A 16,022-nucleotide genomic window follows, 5' to 3' on the forward strand; every position below is an offset into this window, starting at 1 on the left:
CTCAGCAGCAGAGGTGAATAAAGTGAATCAAAGCCCATTTACATCTCCAAGTAGTACGGGCTTACTTGCCAATCGTTACCAACTGAAGCAATTAATTGGTAGCGGTGGTATGGGTGAAGTTTTCTTAGCAAATGATATTTTGTTAGGAGGTATACCAGTTGCTATCAAGTTTTTAACTCAGACTGTTGTCGATAGCAAGATGCAACAAGACTTTGCTCGTGAAGCTTTAATGAGCGCAGCTTTGAGTCAAAAGAGCTTACACATAGTGCGGGCGTATGATTATGGTGTGAATGAGAAAGGAAAACCATACTACGTGATGGAATATCTATGCGGTAAGAGTTTAAAGGACTTAATTCCGCTATCATTGTCGATGTTTTTGACTCTCTCTCGCCAAATTTGTTTGGGCTTACAGTGTGCCCATCAAGGTATTAATATTGACGGCAAAATTTGTCCGTTGGTTCATAGAGATATTAAGCCTGCCAATATATTAGTTATTCCCGATCCGATATTAGGTCAGTTAGTTAAAATTCTCGATTTTGGGATTGCTAGATTTTTAAATTATGCGTCAACAGCTAGTACAAGCAGGGGATTTAATGGCACTTTACCCTACTGTTCTCCAGAACAGCTAGATGGAGAAAAATTAGACAGTCGCTCTGATATTTATAGCCTGGGTGTGATGATGTTTGAAATGCTCACAGGCAAAAAACCTTGGGAACCAGAAACTGATTATTTTGGTGCTTGGTATAAAGCACATCACTTTGAACAACCAAAAACGATCGCAGATGTTAAACCAACTCTGAAAATACCTCAGAAGCTAAATAATTTAATCATGTCTTGTCTTGCAAAAAAAGCAAGCGATCGCCCACAAAATATCGCTCAAATTTTGCAAGTATTAAATAGCTTAGAACAATCTAATTCTACCAGTTTACCAACAAATTTATCCTCTAATCCCATCCTTAGCCGTCCCCTAGATTCTGGATTACCAATTGCAGTAGAACAAAGGTGCCGACAACTTTTGTGGCCTCCAAATAAACCAATTCAAGAAATTGTTTTTCCCCAGCTTATAGATACTGCACAAGAATCTATGACCGCACTATGGTTGATGTTGCCTAAACAAGAAATCAAAAACTATGCTCTTTCTACCCGTTACAACCAGTTTATCTTCATGACATCCCCTCACCCAATGCTGTTGTGGGTGACAGTACTCTACGATCGGCAATTGGCTCCTAAGTGGCTACCGTGCTACTTAGATATGCAAAATCCCCAAAATCTGAAGATGGTAGGTTTCCTGGCTGAAAATGAACACTATCCTTTGATTTTGTTTACTCTGGAAGCACCACATTCCTGCGCCAATGTCCTCAGTAGTCGCATCGAGCCAACTCAGCGACAAATGTTGAAAACCTGGGTGCAACAAACTCATAGCCTACCACCAGCTTCTGTGCCCCAAGTCAGCAAACAGCTATTAAAACAGCAATATAAACAAATGCAATCCCGGATATTGCAGCATTTAGAATCTAAGCCCCAGGTTGTATTATCAAGGTCTATTTAACGGTAAATTCGCACCTTGGAGAGACGGGACAAAAATAATTTCTAATTTTCCATTCCAAAATGCTTGACAAGCAGAAAAAAAATAGTGATAATAGCAAAGTTGACCAAACAAGGGACTGTAGTTCAATTGGTTAGAGCACCGCCCTGTCACGGCGGAAGTTGCGGGTTCGAGCCCCGTCAGTCCCGTTCTAAATTTATAAGTAGTGAATCACCGAGCTTCGGTGATTTTTGATTTGGAATTCCCCAAAAGGATTGACCCAGAATTGGGGGTTTGAATATAAGCTACATTTATCATGCTTTGCGAAAGAGAGAATTAACTGTGACTGTCAGAGTCCGTATTGCGCCGAGTCCAACCGGAAATTTACACATTGGTACAGCTAGAACAGCTGTGTTTAACTGGTTATTTGCCCGTCACCACGGCGGGAAATTTATCCTGCGAATAGAAGACACAGATTTAGAGCGATCGCGTCCCGAATACACCGATAATATTCTTGAAGGATTGCGCTGGCTAGGTCTTAACTGGGATGAAGGGCCATTTTTTCAATCTCAACGCCTGGATCTTTATAAAGAAGCAGTACAAAAACTGCTAGATCAAGGATTAGCCTATCGCTGCTACACCACCAGCGAAGAATTAGAAGCGCTAAGAGAAGCCCAAAAAGCGAGAGGTGAAGCTCCGCGCTATGACAACCGTCACCGCAACCTCACACCAGAACAACGTGCCGCTTATGAAGCAGAAGGTCGTTCTTATGTGATTCGCTTCAAAATCGAAGATGGGCGGGAAATTGTCTGGAATGACCTAGTAAGGGGAAAAATGTCTTGGCGAGGTAGCGATTTAGGTGGTGATATGGTCATCGCCCGCGCCTCAGAAGAGGGTAGCGGTCAACCACTGTATAACTTTGTCGTTGTAGTGGATGACATTGATATGCAAATCACTCATGTCATTCGCGGAGAAGACCACATCGCCAATACCGCCAAGCAAATTCTGCTGTATGAAGCAATGGGTGCAAAAATTCCAGAGTTCTCCCACACGCCATTAATTTTGAATATGGAAGGGCGTAAGCTTTCTAAGCGGGATGGTGTTACTTCCATTTCCGACTTTCAGAAAATGGGCTTTACCTCTGAAGGCTTGGTAAATTATATGACATTGCTGGGTTGGTCGCCACCAGACTCGACGCAAGAAATATTTACCTTAGAAACAGCAGCTAAAGAGTTTGGCTTTGAGCGTGTAAATAAAGCAGGCGCAAAGTTTGACTGGGACAAGCTGGATTGGTTGAACAGTCAGTATATCCACCATACACCAGTAGATAAACTCACAGATTTACTCATACCCTTTTGGGAAGCGGCTGGGTATAAATTTGATGGTAGACGCGATCGCGCTTGGTTAGAACAGCTTGTAACTTTAATTAGCCAGAGTTTGACTCGTTTAGTAGATGCAGTACCTCAAGGCCAACTGTTTTTTAGCGACACAGTTGAATTTAGCGAAGAAGGCAGTACACAACTAAAGCAAGAAGGTTCTACTGCTGTCCTTGAGGCGATTGTCACAGCTTTAGAAAATCAGCCGCAACTCTCGGAAGCCGCCGCTCAGGACATTATCAAACAAGTGGTGAAAGAGCAAAAAGTTAAAAAAGGCTTGGTAATGCGATCGCTCCGAGCAGCCTTAACTGGAGATGTTCATGGCCCCGACCTCATTCAATCTTGGTTACTACTAAATCAGATTGGTTTAGACAAATCGCGTTTGAGCCGGGCAATAACAGAAGCTAATTAGCGATTACTTCCAGATTTTAGAAATATTTTAGATTTTAGGGGCGCACAAACGTGTGCCCCTATCCATAAGGTAGAGCAACTATAAGAACGACAAATCATTGACTAATTACTAATGAATTATCCCCAATTTCAAATCTAAAATAGGTAGTCAATTCTCCCCACATTGGGAACTTGGTGTGTAAAATTCATGTCTTCAAAACCACTTAGAAGCGAACGTAATTACAATGCCGACAAAAGCGCTCAATAGAGGGATGAGATTATCGTTGATGATAGTTACGCTCTTCATCACATCGACAGTTAACGCTGTAACCGATGCTCAGGAAGCGCCAACGATATTTGGAGATGTAAGTATTAGTCCCCAGTTTTCGCCAGACCCCCTGACAGTTCGCGGGATGAGTGGTGGTTCAATATCTGGGACTAAAGTAAGTGGCAGAAGTGAAACGCCCACTGGCCCTTGTACCGGATTTGTTGATGAAACACCAGACCACACATTAGCGCTAACAGGTAAATTCGACTACCTAAAGTTGCAAGTCCAAAGTCCTGAAGACACCACCATAATTATCAAGGGGCCAGGTGGTACTTGGTGTAATGACGATTTTGATGGCAAAAATGCCGGTATTGTTGGCGAATGGCTGCCTGGAAGTTACCAAGTTTGGGTTGGTTCCTACAAAACAGGTAAGTATCTTCCTTACACTCTCAAAATTACAGAAGTTAAGTAGAAAATTGGGAATTGGGCATTGGGAATTGGGAAGAGGACTTGGGGACAAGGAGAATTGGGGACAAGGAGAAAGACTTGTTTCAATTTCTCACCTCTTGTCCCCTTGTCTTCCTACCTCCCCTACTTCCCCTGCCCCTTCAGTCAGGGGTTGAAACGATATAAGAAGTGTTGTCGAGAAATTCTCCGTGGCTTTGCATCCCGTTGCGCTCCCTTTTCTCGTGCGATTTTGTATTAAAATTAAGTTAACTTTGATTAAGATTCTTGTTGGCATCGCCATAATGCTCTAATTGCCTTATGACAGTGCATATAAGAGATCAAATTAAACAAAATGGATTTATAAACATCCGTTTAACAGCTTAAAGTGACAGAGTGATGAACACTTGGTTACTAGAGCTGATGAATTGTATAGGCATCTAGAGGCAAATTAAGATGAAATTCTCTTGGAAAGTCGTAGTACTCTGGACATTGCCGGCTTTGGTAATTGGCTTTTTCTTCTGGCAAGGGGCCTTTGCAGGCGCTCCTACTGACATGAGTAAAAATGCAGCCAATACCCGCATGACTTATGGCCGCTTTCTAGAATACTTGGACGGCGATCGCGTCAGCAGTGTTGATCTCTACGAAGGCGGTAGGACAGCTATTATCGAAGCCCGCGATCCAGACATCGAAAATCGCATCCAAAGGTGGCGGGTGGATTTGCCTGTTAACGCTCCTGAGTTAATCAGCAAGCTCAAAGAAAAAGATATTAGTTTTGATGCTCACCCCATGCGGAATGATGGCGCAATCTGGGGATTGTTGGGCAATCTCGTATTTCCAGTTTTATTGATTACTGGGTTGTTCTTTTTGTTCCGGCGTTCTAGCAACCTTCCCGGCGGGCCAGGTCAAGCGATGAACTTCGGCAAATCTAAGGCGCGTTTCCAAATGGAGGCGAAAACCGGGGTTAAATTTGATGACGTAGCGGGTATTGAAGAAGCTAAGGAAGAACTACAAGAAGTCGTCACTTTCCTGAAACAGCCAGAAAGATTTACTGCTGTAGGCGCACGGATTCCCAAGGGAGTGCTGTTAGTTGGGCCTCCTGGAACTGGTAAAACTTTATTAGCAAAAGCGATCGCAGGCGAAGCAGGCGTACCTTTCTTCAGTATTTCTGGTTCGGAATTTGTAGAAATGTTCGTTGGTGTGGGTGCATCCCGCGTCCGCGATTTGTTCAAGAAAGCCAAAGACAACGCCCCTTGTATTATCTTCATCGATGAAATCGACGCAGTAGGACGGCAACGGGGCGCTGGTATCGGTGGCGGTAACGACGAGAGAGAGCAAACCCTCAACCAGTTGCTCACTGAAATGGACGGGTTTGAAGGTAACACAGGCATTATTATTATTGCTGCTACCAACCGTCCCGACGTACTAGACTCAGCTTTGTTACGTCCCGGTCGCTTTGACCGACAAGTAACAGTTGATGCACCCGATATTAAAGGGCGTTTGGAAATCTTGGAAGTCCATTCACGCAACAAGAAACTAGACCCTAGCGTATCTTTAGATGCGATCGCTCGCCGCACTCCTGGATTCACTGGTGCTGATTTAGCTAACTTACTCAACGAAGCAGCAATTTTGACCGCTAGAAGACGCAAAGAAGCGATCACCCTCCGCGAAATTGATGACGCGGTAGATCGGGTAGTTGCGGGGATGGAAGGTACTCCTTTGGTGGATAGCAAGAGCAAGCGCTTAATTGCCTACCATGAAATTGGACACGCCTTAGTGGGAACTTTGTTAAAAGACCACGATCCAGTGCAGAAAGTTACCTTAATCCCACGGGGACAAGCACAGGGTTTAACTTGGTTTACTCCCAACGAAGAACAGGGATTAATTTCTCGTTCTCAGTTGAAAGCCAGAATTACTGGTGCTTTGGGCGGTCGCGCTGCTGAAGAGGTGATTTTTGGCGCTGCGGAAGTCACAACTGGCGCTGGTGGAGACTTGCAGCAGTTGTCGGGAATGGCACGGCAAATGGTGACTCGGTTCGGGATGTCCGACTTAGGACCACTTTCATTGGAAAGCCAGCAGGGTGAAGTGTTCTTGGGTCGTGACTGGACAACTCGATCTGAGTATTCCGAATCCATCGCCTCTCGCATTGATGGACAAGTCCGAGCGATCGTGGAAGAATGCTACGAAAACGCGAAGAAAATTGTCCGCGATCATCGCACTGTCACCGATCGCTTAGTCGATTTGCTCATCGAAAAAGAAACCATTGACGGCGAAGAATTCCGCCAGATTGTGGCTGAGTACGCTGAAGTTCCTGAAAAACAGCAGTACGTACCGCAACTGTAACCACTGTTATAAAATCACTGAAATGGGTATGGTCAAAAGGCTATACCCATTTTTATTTTAGGTATTTGTAATACTAAGCTATTTTGTTTAGTGTCAGGGAATACTAAGCATAGTTAAAAACTATATATTGCTATGCAATACCTAATCTACCCGATCGCAATTTACTTTCTACTGACTGTTATTCGCTATCTCATTCTCTTTTTACTACTTTGCAAATCTCAGATTCAATATCCCAAGTACCAGATTACAAAGACTGATACAGTTCCTATCTATTTAAAAGATTTATTTCAAACTCCCATTAAAGAACTAGAGCAATTCGGCTTTCTTCCATGCAGCTATTTGCAATATCAACCAATCAGCAAAGCCTATGAGCAAACAAATTGGGAACTTCTTTTATATAACAAAGCACTCAAAAGCTATGCCACAGTAGTTATTCGTCGTTTAGCCGAACCTGTCAATTTATTCGATATAGAGTTTTATACCTTTTTTAAGGATAGAACTTTATTGCTGACTGTCAACGGCAAACAGCATGGACTTATAGGTGAGTTTCCTAACACTATTGTTCAGGATGTTTATACCGGCAAAGTCTCAGTACAATGGCAGACTCATCAAGATCGTCTCAAACAATTAACTACCAGCAAAACAGCTTGTGGTTTATCACCAGAGTCTTTTGCACAAGCACTACAGATACAGATGAGTGGCTATGTTAGTAACTTAGCCAAGACGGGGAAAATATCACCAATCAAGGGAACAGAGTTATTTCAGATACATTGGCTAACAGTCTTGAAATTGCTTAACCCAATGACGCAGGGTAACAAGAAAGCAGCAAATATCATTAAGCAACGCAGACAACAAGCCAAAACTGATTCCAGCATTTTACAAGAAATCCCTATAGAACTGGAAGTAGAGGGATTTAAACAAATGCAGTATACCGAAACTGGTCTGGTGGGTAAAAAATTTCGTACTTGGCTTTTGTTGGGTAGTCTAGGGTTGTTTATCGCTAGTTATACAAGCTTTCTTACTCCACAAAGTGTGGTGATTTTCATCGCTGTACTGTTTTTTCATGAAGGCGGACATTTATTGGCGATGAAACTGTTTGGCTATCGTGATACCTCTGTTTTATTCGTACCGTTTTTAGGCGCTTTAGCAACTGCCCGTAAAGATGATGCCACACTCACCCAAAAGTTTTGGATATCTTTAGCAGGGCCATTACCAGGGTTAATTTTGGGGATTGGGTTGGCGATCGTTGCACCTTTGGGTAGTGCTTATCCTGATTGGGTACAAAAAACGAGTTGGACGCTGATATTTCTAAACTTGTTTAATCTCCTCCCTATTTATCCTCTAGATGGAGGACAAATTGCTGATTTACTCCTGTTTTCTCGTTTTCCTTACATTGGTGTTTTATTTAAAGTCTTTGGTGTGATTATCTTAGGATTTCTAGGAAAAGATAGACCAATGATGTTTTTATTTGCGATGTTGATAGCTATGGGCATCCCTAATAGCTTTCGCAGCGCTAAAATTAATCAGAAATTTCAAAAAGAACTACGGCTAAATTCACCAATAGATCGGGATAATATTCTGCATTTCATCTTCAAGTATCTGAAGCAACTCGGATATGGAAACTTGCCTTTCAGTAAAAGATACGCCTTAGTAAAGGGATTGATTCAACAGCAGTACGAATCCCGCAGTAAATGGAAAACTAGAATTTTTCTATTAGTTATATACTGTATAACCTTGTTAGGTGGAATGGTAGGTAGTTTGCAAGCTATGGCTCCTAGCTGGGTAACGTTATTGACTTATTACTCTCAAAATTCTCAGCAAAGAATTGAGCAGATAAGAAAAAATAAACAACAACAAATTGAGCTTACAACTGCTGCTTTGCGTAAAAATCCTAATGATGTCGATGCTTATATAAAGCGATCGCGGGCGCGTATGGGACTGCATGATGATAAAGGCGCACTAGCAGATTATGACCAAATTGTGCGCTTAAAACCTCACGATATTGAATCTCGGATGACTCGTGCCAGCTTTCGTAATAGATTAAAAGATTATAAAGGCGCGATTCAAGATTATAACGAGATTTTGCGCCTTAAACCCAAAAATGTCAGTGGTATCTATTACCAGCGAGCGCAAGTTCTTAATCATCTGGAAGACTATAAAGGAGCGATCGCTGATTACAACGAAATTATTAAATTGAATGCCAAAGATACCTACGCTTATATCTCTCGTGGATATACTCGTCAAAAACTCCAAGATTACAAAGGTGCGATCGCAGATGCTAACTATGCAATTCAGCTAAATCCTAAAGAAGCAGAAGCATATATATTACGTAGCGAAATTCGTCGTCATTTGGGAGATAATCAAGGAGCGATCGCAGATGAACAAACAGGAAATACTCTTTTTAAAGCTATGGATAAGGAAGATCCTAGTTGATAAAAACCAGGGAGATAGAGATACCACCTGCGATCGCAGGTGATATTGTGGCGATATCTACAGGTGTAGAAGGTATTCCCACAGCATGGGTGCAAGCGCGAGAACCCTTGCCTAAAGGCGATCAAGAAACAATCACACTCTTCCGTCCTACTGGGCCAAAAGAACTGGCTTTGATTAAGAAAAGTGGCGATCGCGAATTTCCTCCTCGACTACCTGAACAGCCTATTTTCTACCCGGTACTTAACGAAGAATACGCCGCACAAATTGCCTGTCACTGGAATGCGGCAAGTACTGACACAGGATACATCGGCTATGTGACACGTTTTCAGGTGCGTGCAGGGTTTTTAAGTCGCTACTCCGTAAAAACTGTAGGCGGTTCTATACATCAGGAATATTGGATACCTGCGGAAGATTTACCTGAGTTCAACCGTAATATCGTTGGTTTGATTGAAGTAATATCAGAATTTCGCCAGTTAACAACTTAAAAATCTGAAATTGGTAGCATAGGTACTGTATGCAAAAATCTACCTACTTTTATTCCCACAATTTATGAATAATAAAGTTAAATTATTGGCTCTTGCTTGCTTAACGTTGGTAGTTTCTTCTCTGACTGTCGGCACAGTTGTAGCACAGGCGAAACTGACAAATCAGGCAAAACTGTTTATCAATGGAATCGGTGCAGTACGAGTTGGGATGACTGTTTCCCAAGCGACAAAGGCTGCTGGTACTAAGTTAGTTGGTGATCCACCCAATAACAATTGCTACTATGTTAAGCCACAAAATGAACCCAACAATCTTTCATTCATGGTGACAGGAGGTCGCATTTCTAGAGTAGATGTGCGGCAGAATACCCAGATTACTACCCTCAAAGGTGCAAAAATTGGCGATACCGAAGCACAAATCAAGTCTCTTTACCCAGGACAAATTAAAATCACACCTCATAAATACGTCCAAGGCGGACACTACTTGACATTTGTCCCGAAAGACCGTGCTGATCAGAACTATCGCGTTATTTTCGAGACTGACGGTAAGCGTGTTACTGGGTTTCGGTCAGGTAAACTACCAGAAGTTGAATTTGTTGAAGGCTGTTCTTGATTTAGGAACTTTCCGCGATCGCTCCTAGTGCCAAAAATAACGAGCGCACAGATTAACCCTCATTTTTATACAAGTGCATAAATTACCCCGGCTTACTTTATTGAAGCCGGGTTTTCTAACGTTTCCCAGATTGGGAGAGAGACTTGGAAATTAGCTCCCCTTCCCCCTTTTTTATCGTTCCATTTCATCCACTGCTTTGGGAACTCCCGCAGTTAACACCTCATGTCCATCAGGTGTAACTAACACATCATCCTCAATCCGAATACCAATGCCAACCCATCGAGGAGCAGTCTGTGGTTGGTCTTCTGCTAGTTTGGTGTCAGGCACAATATATAGTCCCGGTTCCACTGTCAAAATTTGACCTGGTTGCAAAATCTGCGGTTTGTCTTCACCGTGCTGGTAAACTCCCACATCATGAACATCCAAACCTAACCAATGACTGGTGCGGTGCATATAATATGGCTTATATTTCTCTTCTTCAATTAACTTATCAATTTCACCTTTGAGAATGCCAAGTTCAACTAAACCTTCTGTGATAACGCGCACTGCTGTATCGTGAACTAATTTGAAGGGATTACCTGGTTTCACTTGAGCGATCGCTTGTTTTTGCGCCTCCAATACAATCTCATACAGCGTCTTTTGTTCTGGCGTGAATTTACCCCCCACAGGAAATGTCCGGGTAATATCCGAGTTGTAATAACCGTAAGCACAACCGGCATCAATTAGCAGTAATTCTCCATCCTGCATTTGACGATTATTTTCAATGTAGTGGAGTACGCAAGCATTCACACCGGAAGCCACAATCGAAGGATAAGCTGGCCCCATTCCACCCCGGACTCGAAAGATGCGTTCCATCTCCGCCTGAATTTCGTACTCATAACGTCCAGGTGCGGTGATTTCTTGGGCGTAATTGTGTGCTTCCGTGGCGATCGCAACCGCTTGACGCATTAACCCCAACTCAGCTTCACTTTTAATTAGTCTCATGCTGTTGAGAACAGGGCCAGTATCTTCAATGGCGATCGGGCCAGTACCGCGTTTAGGATAAGTCCGCAGTAAACTTTGGTAATGTCTCAGGATTTGGTCATTAAAAGTGCGATCGCGTCCTAAGTGATAGTAAAGGCGGCTGGCTTTTTCCAAATACTGCGGCAACTTTTCATCTAACTCGCTAATGGGGTACGCTTCATCAGCACCATAAATTTCCTTGGCTGCATCTACCCCACAAAGATAACCAGTCCATACTTCCTTTTCGCGATCCTTCGGTTGGACAAACAGCACAAACCGATGTTCTGAATGATGTGGCGCTAACACTGCTACTGCCTGTGGTTCGTTAAAACCAGTTAGGTAGAAGAAATCACTGTCTTGGCGATAAACATACTCGACATCGTTGTGCATCACTGCCATTGGCGCACTGCGAAAAATGGCTGTGCCATCACCAATTTTTGCCATTAACTGCTCGCGACGCTGCCGATATTCTGCTTGCATAGCTGATGTTTTTATGAAAATATTGTATTATTTTACACTTCTAGCAACTGGTAGATGCACAGTTCAGGCCTCTTAATAGTTGCTAATCTAAGTTATTCTAACCAATATTTGTTTCCACTCCAGCCATAAATCGTTGGAGAATAATCAATTATCTTAAAATACTCAGATTTCTTAATTTTGAAATAACTCGGAAATATTGTTGTTATCGAATGATTTAGTATATTTATAAAAAATAAATTATTTTTATCGCCTTATTCGATATCAATTTTGGTAGTTAATAAATTCCACAACACACTGTAAAGAATATGTCTGCTCAACCCACAGAAATAAACGCGAACGCTTACGTGGTCAACAAAGATGAATTCGTGGTATTTACATATACGAATTTTTTCGAAGTTGGCGTGCAATTACCTGTTGGTACAGTTGAAGAAAGTAAGCAGACATCTAGAGCTATTCCACAAAATAAAAAATAGTAGTTATTCCGCAAACAATTGAGAAATTCATCATAAAACAAGGACTTATTACACAAATTATTAGAATTGATGTAGCGATTATTTCTATTTTAGCATATTTGTAACTTTGTAATAAATACGAGTATTACTTTATAAAGCTAATTTTGAAAGTTTGTATTAAACATTTGAGTACTTAAAAAATAAGGACTAAATTCCTTCCTGCGAACGTAATTACCAATGAATCGAAGTTTGAAAGGCTACTATAGGAAGCCGCTTTGATTTTTGTTCTAGCCATAGTGGGCAGGCAATAGTCAAGAAGGCTTTTTGAGCTGTACTGAGTTATTTTAGGCAATCAAATATTAGTCCTATAGTGTAGTGTGAATACTTTTTGTCTGACTAATGAACCGTTAAAGATATAAGTAGAATTTTGATAAAAGTTTTGAATGTCAAAGAAAACAGATAAAGCAATAAAGCTTTATCTGTAAATCATCATATACATAATGAACAAAAAGAATTTTGTAATTGTTTGTATAGGACTTGAAGATTTTATAATTATCACTTAAAACAAATAAAGATTTATCTTCAAATAATGATATTAATAAACAAAAAATAGTTATAAAGAAATATGGAAAACCTGGAAAATGTTATTTCGTTACAGAAAGCGGCTTCAAAAAAAAGTTAAAAAAATATGACAACCAATCATAAAAACACACCATGTTTGGAACTCAAAATACTTCAAAAACTTTGAATGCACAATGGACACAAACTTCCGAAAAAATACAAGAATTATCATCTCCTCTTGATAGCGTAACTCCTCTAAATTCTGATTCGTTTTTGGGGAGTAAGAGTTCCTACCAACCACAACAATCTGCTGTGGTGTCAGCAAATCCTAATCCTAATCCTTACTTAACCAGTGCGGCGATTGTTCCTGACTTCAACGGTGATGGTAAAACAGATAAAGTTTGGGTCGATTCTACAACTGGTGAGATTATTATTCGGTTGATGGATGGCACAAAAGTTGTCGAACAGGGTTCTTTGGGTCAATTTGACCTATCCGCCTATGATTACAAAATTGCTGATTTCAATGCTGATGGTAAAACCGACTTCTTATTACGCAATAAGACAACAGGTGAGAACAGCATTGTGCTGATGGATGGAACTAGAGTTGGTTCTGCGGCTGCTCTATCTAGCGTTGATGCAGCCTGGAGTCCTCAGATTGGGGATTTCAATGGCGATCGCAAAACCGATATCTTCTGGCATAATGCTACAACCGGTGAGAACGCTATTTGGGAGATGGATGGCACCACAGTTCTCACTGCAACTGTTCTAGACACTACAGACACAGCTCTAACTCCTACCATTGTTGATTTCGACGGCAATGGCAAGAGCGATATTTTCTGGCGCAATGGAACAACTGGTGATAACAGCGCTTGGTTTATGGATGGTGCCCAAAAGACTGAATTTGCGCTGCAATCCCAAGACGCAGCCTGGACTGCTAGCCTTGGTGATTTCAACGGCGATTTAAGCACTGACATTCTGTGGAGAAACGCTCAAACCGGTGAAAACAAGGTTTGGACGATGAGAGGCATCTTAGTCACAGAAGGCGCTTTGGGAACACTTGACTCATCCTGGACTTCCAAAATTGGTGATTTCAACGGTGATGGTAAGACCGATATCTTCTGGCACAATGGAACCACAGGTGCGAACACCGCTTGGTTGATGGATGGTACAACAGTTGCGACTGAAGCTTTCTTACCAACTAATAACGCAGCCTTGACACCATCTCTTGGTGACTTCAACGGCGACGGTAAGACCGATATCTACTGGCGCGATCAGACCGCAGGTTCAGACGACATTTGGACTATAGATGGAACAACAGCCGTTGACAATCCCATCAGCGATGCAGATAAGCTTGGCCCACAGTGGTATACATTCTAAAATCAGAATTCAGCATTCAGAATTCTGAATTCAGGAGGTAGGAGGTAGGAGTCATTATTCTCCCCCTGCTTCCCCTTGTTCTTTCTCAGTCCCTTTTATTCAAAACTTGTAAGTCAAAACCTGAATTTCTCCCTTTTCTGGCAATTTACCAGGGCTAATGGAAACAATATCTCCATTGCTACGCCGCACTGTCGTACCTTGCATTAAGGTCAAAAAATCATCAAGTGGTGAAATATCGCACTTAGCAGCATCAGCCGCTTGTGTCCGGTAATGGGTCGGAATGACCAGCTTGGGATTTAATACTTGAATAGCCTGCTTTGCTTCTTGAGCATTGTAGGCTTTTGCGCTGCCTCCCACTGGAATGAATAACACATCGGGTCGTCCCATCAAGATTTTTTGCTCAATGGAAATAGGTGCAGCGGCTCCCCCTAAGTGTAAGATATTAATCCCGCCTTGCTTCCAACTCCAAGCAGTATTTGAGCCGAATTGCTTACCACCTTTGCGATCGTGGTCTATGGCAATTCCTTGGAACTTAATACCTTTAAACTCATAAACTCCTGGTTCGTAGATGAGTTTTGCATTTCCCGGTAGTACGTCCACCGCACCTTCATCCAGTAATTGACTGCTAATCAGTACCAAATCTGCTGCAACTTTTGGTAGTCGATATTTAGCAGTACAGCCAACCGTCCGAAATGGATTGACGAGAATTTTTGCACCACCACCAGTAAAAAGAAAGCAAGTATGACCCAACCACTGAACTGATAAACCGCTAGATTGTGCGTCAGCTTGAGATTTAGAACCCAAGGTAGTAACTAAAGCTGTGGCCAACCCCGCCCCAGCATAGCCCATCAACTGTCGTCGTTTCATTAATTATGCTCTTGACTGTAACTGTTCGAGAAAATTTCGTAATAACTGTTTTCCTGAAGATGTCAGGACACTCTCTGGGTGAAACTGGACACCCTGAATGTGAGGATAGTTCCGGTGTCGCACTCCCATGATGGTGTTATCTTCAACCCAAGCGGTGATTTCCAACACATCTGGGCAAGTCTCACGTTCGATTACCAAACTATGATACCTAGTCGCGATGAGAGGATTTTCTAATCCCCGAAAAACCCCCACCCCAGTGTGAGATACCTGAGAGGTTTTGCCATGCATCAACTCTGGAGCAGGAATTATTTTACCACCGAATACTTGACCGATGCTTTGATGTCCCAAACAGACACCTAAAATTGGCAAATCTTGTCCTAGCTGTTCAATCAATTCTAAGGATATACCCGCATCTTCCGGGCGGCCAGGCCCAGGAGAAATAACTACGGCTTCCGGCTTTAATACCCGAATCTCATCTATGGATATCTTGTCGTTACGAAAAACTTTAATATCATTTGCTACTGAGAATTCTGCTGCTAATTCTCCCAGATATTGCACTAAGTTATATGTAAAACTGTCGTAATTGTCGATAACTATAATCAAAGCTCATCACTCCTGGTTTTTAGCTCTCATCAGATTACTGATAATATATTGTTCGCTAGATATAAAAATAACGCTAACGTAGACACATAAATATGAAGCGGCTACTTTATAACAAGCCACTTCTTAAATTTTTAATTTCTTATAATGTGAATTGAGTAGAGTGCGATCCTCTTACCAAGTCACTTGGCGATGCTTGGGTTGGGCTACGCCTACGCAAATCATATTTACAAAGCGGATATAATTAACCTTACCAGAGGAGGGAGCAATAGCGTACCAGCTACCAGCACCGCTACCAAAGCAGAGACAAGAACTGCACCAGCTGCACAATCTTTAGCGATTTTTGCCAATTCATGATATGTCTGCTTAACGGTTAAGTCCACAAGAGACTCGATCGCTGTATTTAGTAACTCTAATGCCAAAACTAAACCACTAGTTATACCAATTACCGCTATTTCCACAGCTTGCAGGTGCAAAAATACGCTTAAACCGATCGCTAAAGCACAAACGCTTACGTGGATGCGAAAATTACGTTGAGTTTGAAAACTATAGCTGATTCCAGCCCAGGCATATTTAAAACTAACAAATAAATTAGAGGCTACTTTCCAGGAAAATTCCCGTTCGTTAGACACCAGTGTTTGTAACGAGGTAGGCGTTGGTGATGAAGAAATTTTTGGGGACATAGACTTAAAAATACAAAAATAGAGTTGCTACAGTGGGAATATTCGCCGATCTTAATGGCAGAATTAACTTTGAGGCAATCTTTAAGCAAATTTGCACAGAAGTATTATAAAAGTATTACCCAAAAT

The 16,022-nt window shown here is 41.9% G+C and carries 12 protein-coding genes and 1 tRNA gene; 9 read left to right on the forward strand and 4 right to left on the reverse strand.

Features of this window, described 5'->3' with window-relative positions; translation table 11 throughout:
* The first annotated feature begins 22 nt into the window (after positions 1–22).
* The 8 genes from FD724_RS02070 to FD724_RS02105 all read left to right on the forward strand — a co-directional run bounded on the left by FD724_RS02070 (position 23) and on the right by FD724_RS02105 (position 9,874).
* On the forward strand, positions 23–1,549 hold the full coding sequence (locus tag FD724_RS02070; protein ID WP_179071418.1) for a serine/threonine-protein kinase: 1,527 nt from the start codon (positions 23–25) through the stop codon (positions 1,547–1,549).
* Between the two features lie 111 nt (positions 1,550–1,660).
* Positions 1,661–1,734: transfer RNA gene (locus FD724_RS02075), tRNA-Asp, on the forward strand.
* A gap of 133 nt (positions 1,735–1,867) precedes the next feature.
* Positions 1,868–3,313, forward strand: a complete 1,446-nt coding sequence (gene gltX / locus FD724_RS02080) for a glutamate--tRNA ligase (protein ID WP_179071419.1) — start codon at positions 1,868–1,870, stop codon at positions 3,311–3,313.
* Between the two features lie 223 nt (positions 3,314–3,536).
* On the forward strand, positions 3,537–4,031 hold the full coding sequence (locus tag FD724_RS02085; RefSeq protein WP_179071420.1) for a hypothetical protein: 495 nt from the start codon (positions 3,537–3,539) through the stop codon (positions 4,029–4,031).
* 428 nt (positions 4,032–4,459) lie between these two features.
* On the forward strand, positions 4,460–6,346 hold the full coding sequence (gene ftsH2, locus FD724_RS02090; protein ID WP_179071421.1) for an ATP-dependent zinc metalloprotease FtsH2: 1,887 nt from the start codon (positions 4,460–4,462) through the stop codon (positions 6,344–6,346).
* A gap of 132 nt (positions 6,347–6,478) precedes the next feature.
* Entirely contained in the window at positions 6,479–8,779 is a 2,301-nt protein-coding gene (locus FD724_RS02095) for a site-2 protease family protein (RefSeq protein WP_179071422.1), read from the forward strand.
* Positions 8,776–9,264, forward strand: a complete 489-nt coding sequence (locus FD724_RS02100; RefSeq protein WP_256874425.1) for a hypothetical protein — start codon at positions 8,776–8,778, stop codon at positions 9,262–9,264. The genes FD724_RS02095 and FD724_RS02100 overlap by 4 nt, the downstream gene beginning before the upstream one ends.
* A 64-nt stretch (positions 9,265–9,328) precedes the next feature.
* A complete protein-coding gene (locus FD724_RS02105) occupies positions 9,329–9,874 on the forward strand; it encodes a hypothetical protein (protein WP_179071423.1) in 546 nt (181 codons plus the stop codon).
* Positions 9,875–10,045: 171 nt separating this feature from the next.
* On the opposite strand, the gene FD724_RS02110 is transcribed toward FD724_RS02105, so the two are convergent.
* Complete coding sequence (locus FD724_RS02110) at positions 10,046–11,356, reverse strand: aminopeptidase P N-terminal domain-containing protein (protein WP_179071424.1); 1,311 nt, start codon at positions 11,354–11,356, stop codon at positions 10,046–10,048.
* A 1,166-nt stretch (positions 11,357–12,522) separates the two neighbouring features.
* On the opposite strand from FD724_RS02110, the gene FD724_RS02115 reads away from it, so the two are divergent.
* Positions 12,523–13,746 (forward strand): VCBS repeat-containing protein, encoded by a 1,224-nt coding sequence (locus FD724_RS02115; protein WP_179071425.1) that lies wholly within the window; start codon positions 12,523–12,525, stop codon positions 13,744–13,746.
* Positions 13,747–13,845: 99 nt separating this feature from the next.
* Here FD724_RS02115 and FD724_RS02120 read toward each other — a convergent pair whose 3' ends face one another.
* From FD724_RS02120 to FD724_RS02130, 3 genes are all read right to left on the reverse strand, one after another.
* On the reverse strand, positions 13,846–14,613 hold the full coding sequence (locus tag FD724_RS02120) for an MBL fold metallo-hydrolase (RefSeq protein WP_179071426.1): 768 nt from the start codon (positions 14,611–14,613) through the stop codon (positions 13,846–13,848).
* A gap of 3 nt (positions 14,614–14,616) precedes the next feature.
* Positions 14,617–15,216, reverse strand: coding sequence for an aminodeoxychorismate/anthranilate synthase component II (locus tag FD724_RS02125; RefSeq protein ID WP_179071427.1), 600 nt, complete (start codon positions 15,214–15,216; stop codon positions 14,617–14,619).
* A gap of 224 nt (positions 15,217–15,440) precedes the next feature.
* Positions 15,441–15,896, reverse strand: coding sequence for a diacylglycerol kinase family protein (locus FD724_RS02130; RefSeq protein ID WP_012408078.1), 456 nt, complete (start codon positions 15,894–15,896; stop codon positions 15,441–15,443).
* Positions 15,897–16,022: the final 126 nt, after the last annotated feature.

Source organism: Nostoc sp. C057, from assembly GCF_013393925.1.
Lineage (GTDB): Bacteria > Cyanobacteriota > Cyanobacteriia > Cyanobacteriales > Nostocaceae > Nostoc > Nostoc muscorum_A.

Bases quoted from the DNA above. Each gene is read 5' to 3' on its own strand.
- FD724_RS02120 (WP_179071426.1), bottom strand. From the start codon at position 14,613: ATGAAACGACGACAGTTGATGGGCTATGCTGGGGCGGGGTTGGCCACA.
- FD724_RS02085 (WP_179071420.1), top strand. From the start codon at position 3,537: ATGCCGACAAAAGCGCTCAATAGAGGGATGAGATTATCGTTGATGATA.
- ftsH2 (WP_179071421.1), top strand. From the start codon at position 4,460: ATGAAATTCTCTTGGAAAGTCGTAGTACTCTGGACATTGCCGGCTTTG.
- FD724_RS02105 (WP_179071423.1), top strand. From the start codon at position 9,329: ATGAATAATAAAGTTAAATTATTGGCTCTTGCTTGCTTAACGTTGGTA.
- FD724_RS02095 (WP_179071422.1), top strand. From the start codon at position 6,479: ATGCAATACCTAATCTACCCGATCGCAATTTACTTTCTACTGACTGTT.
- FD724_RS02115 (WP_179071425.1), top strand. From the start codon at position 12,523: ATGTTTGGAACTCAAAATACTTCAAAAACTTTGAATGCACAATGGACA.
- FD724_RS02130 (WP_012408078.1), bottom strand. From the start codon at position 15,896: ATGTCCCCAAAAATTTCTTCATCACCAACGCCTACCTCGTTACAAACA.
- FD724_RS02110 (WP_179071424.1), bottom strand. From the start codon at position 11,356: ATGCAAGCAGAATATCGGCAGCGTCGCGAGCAGTTAATGGCAAAAATT.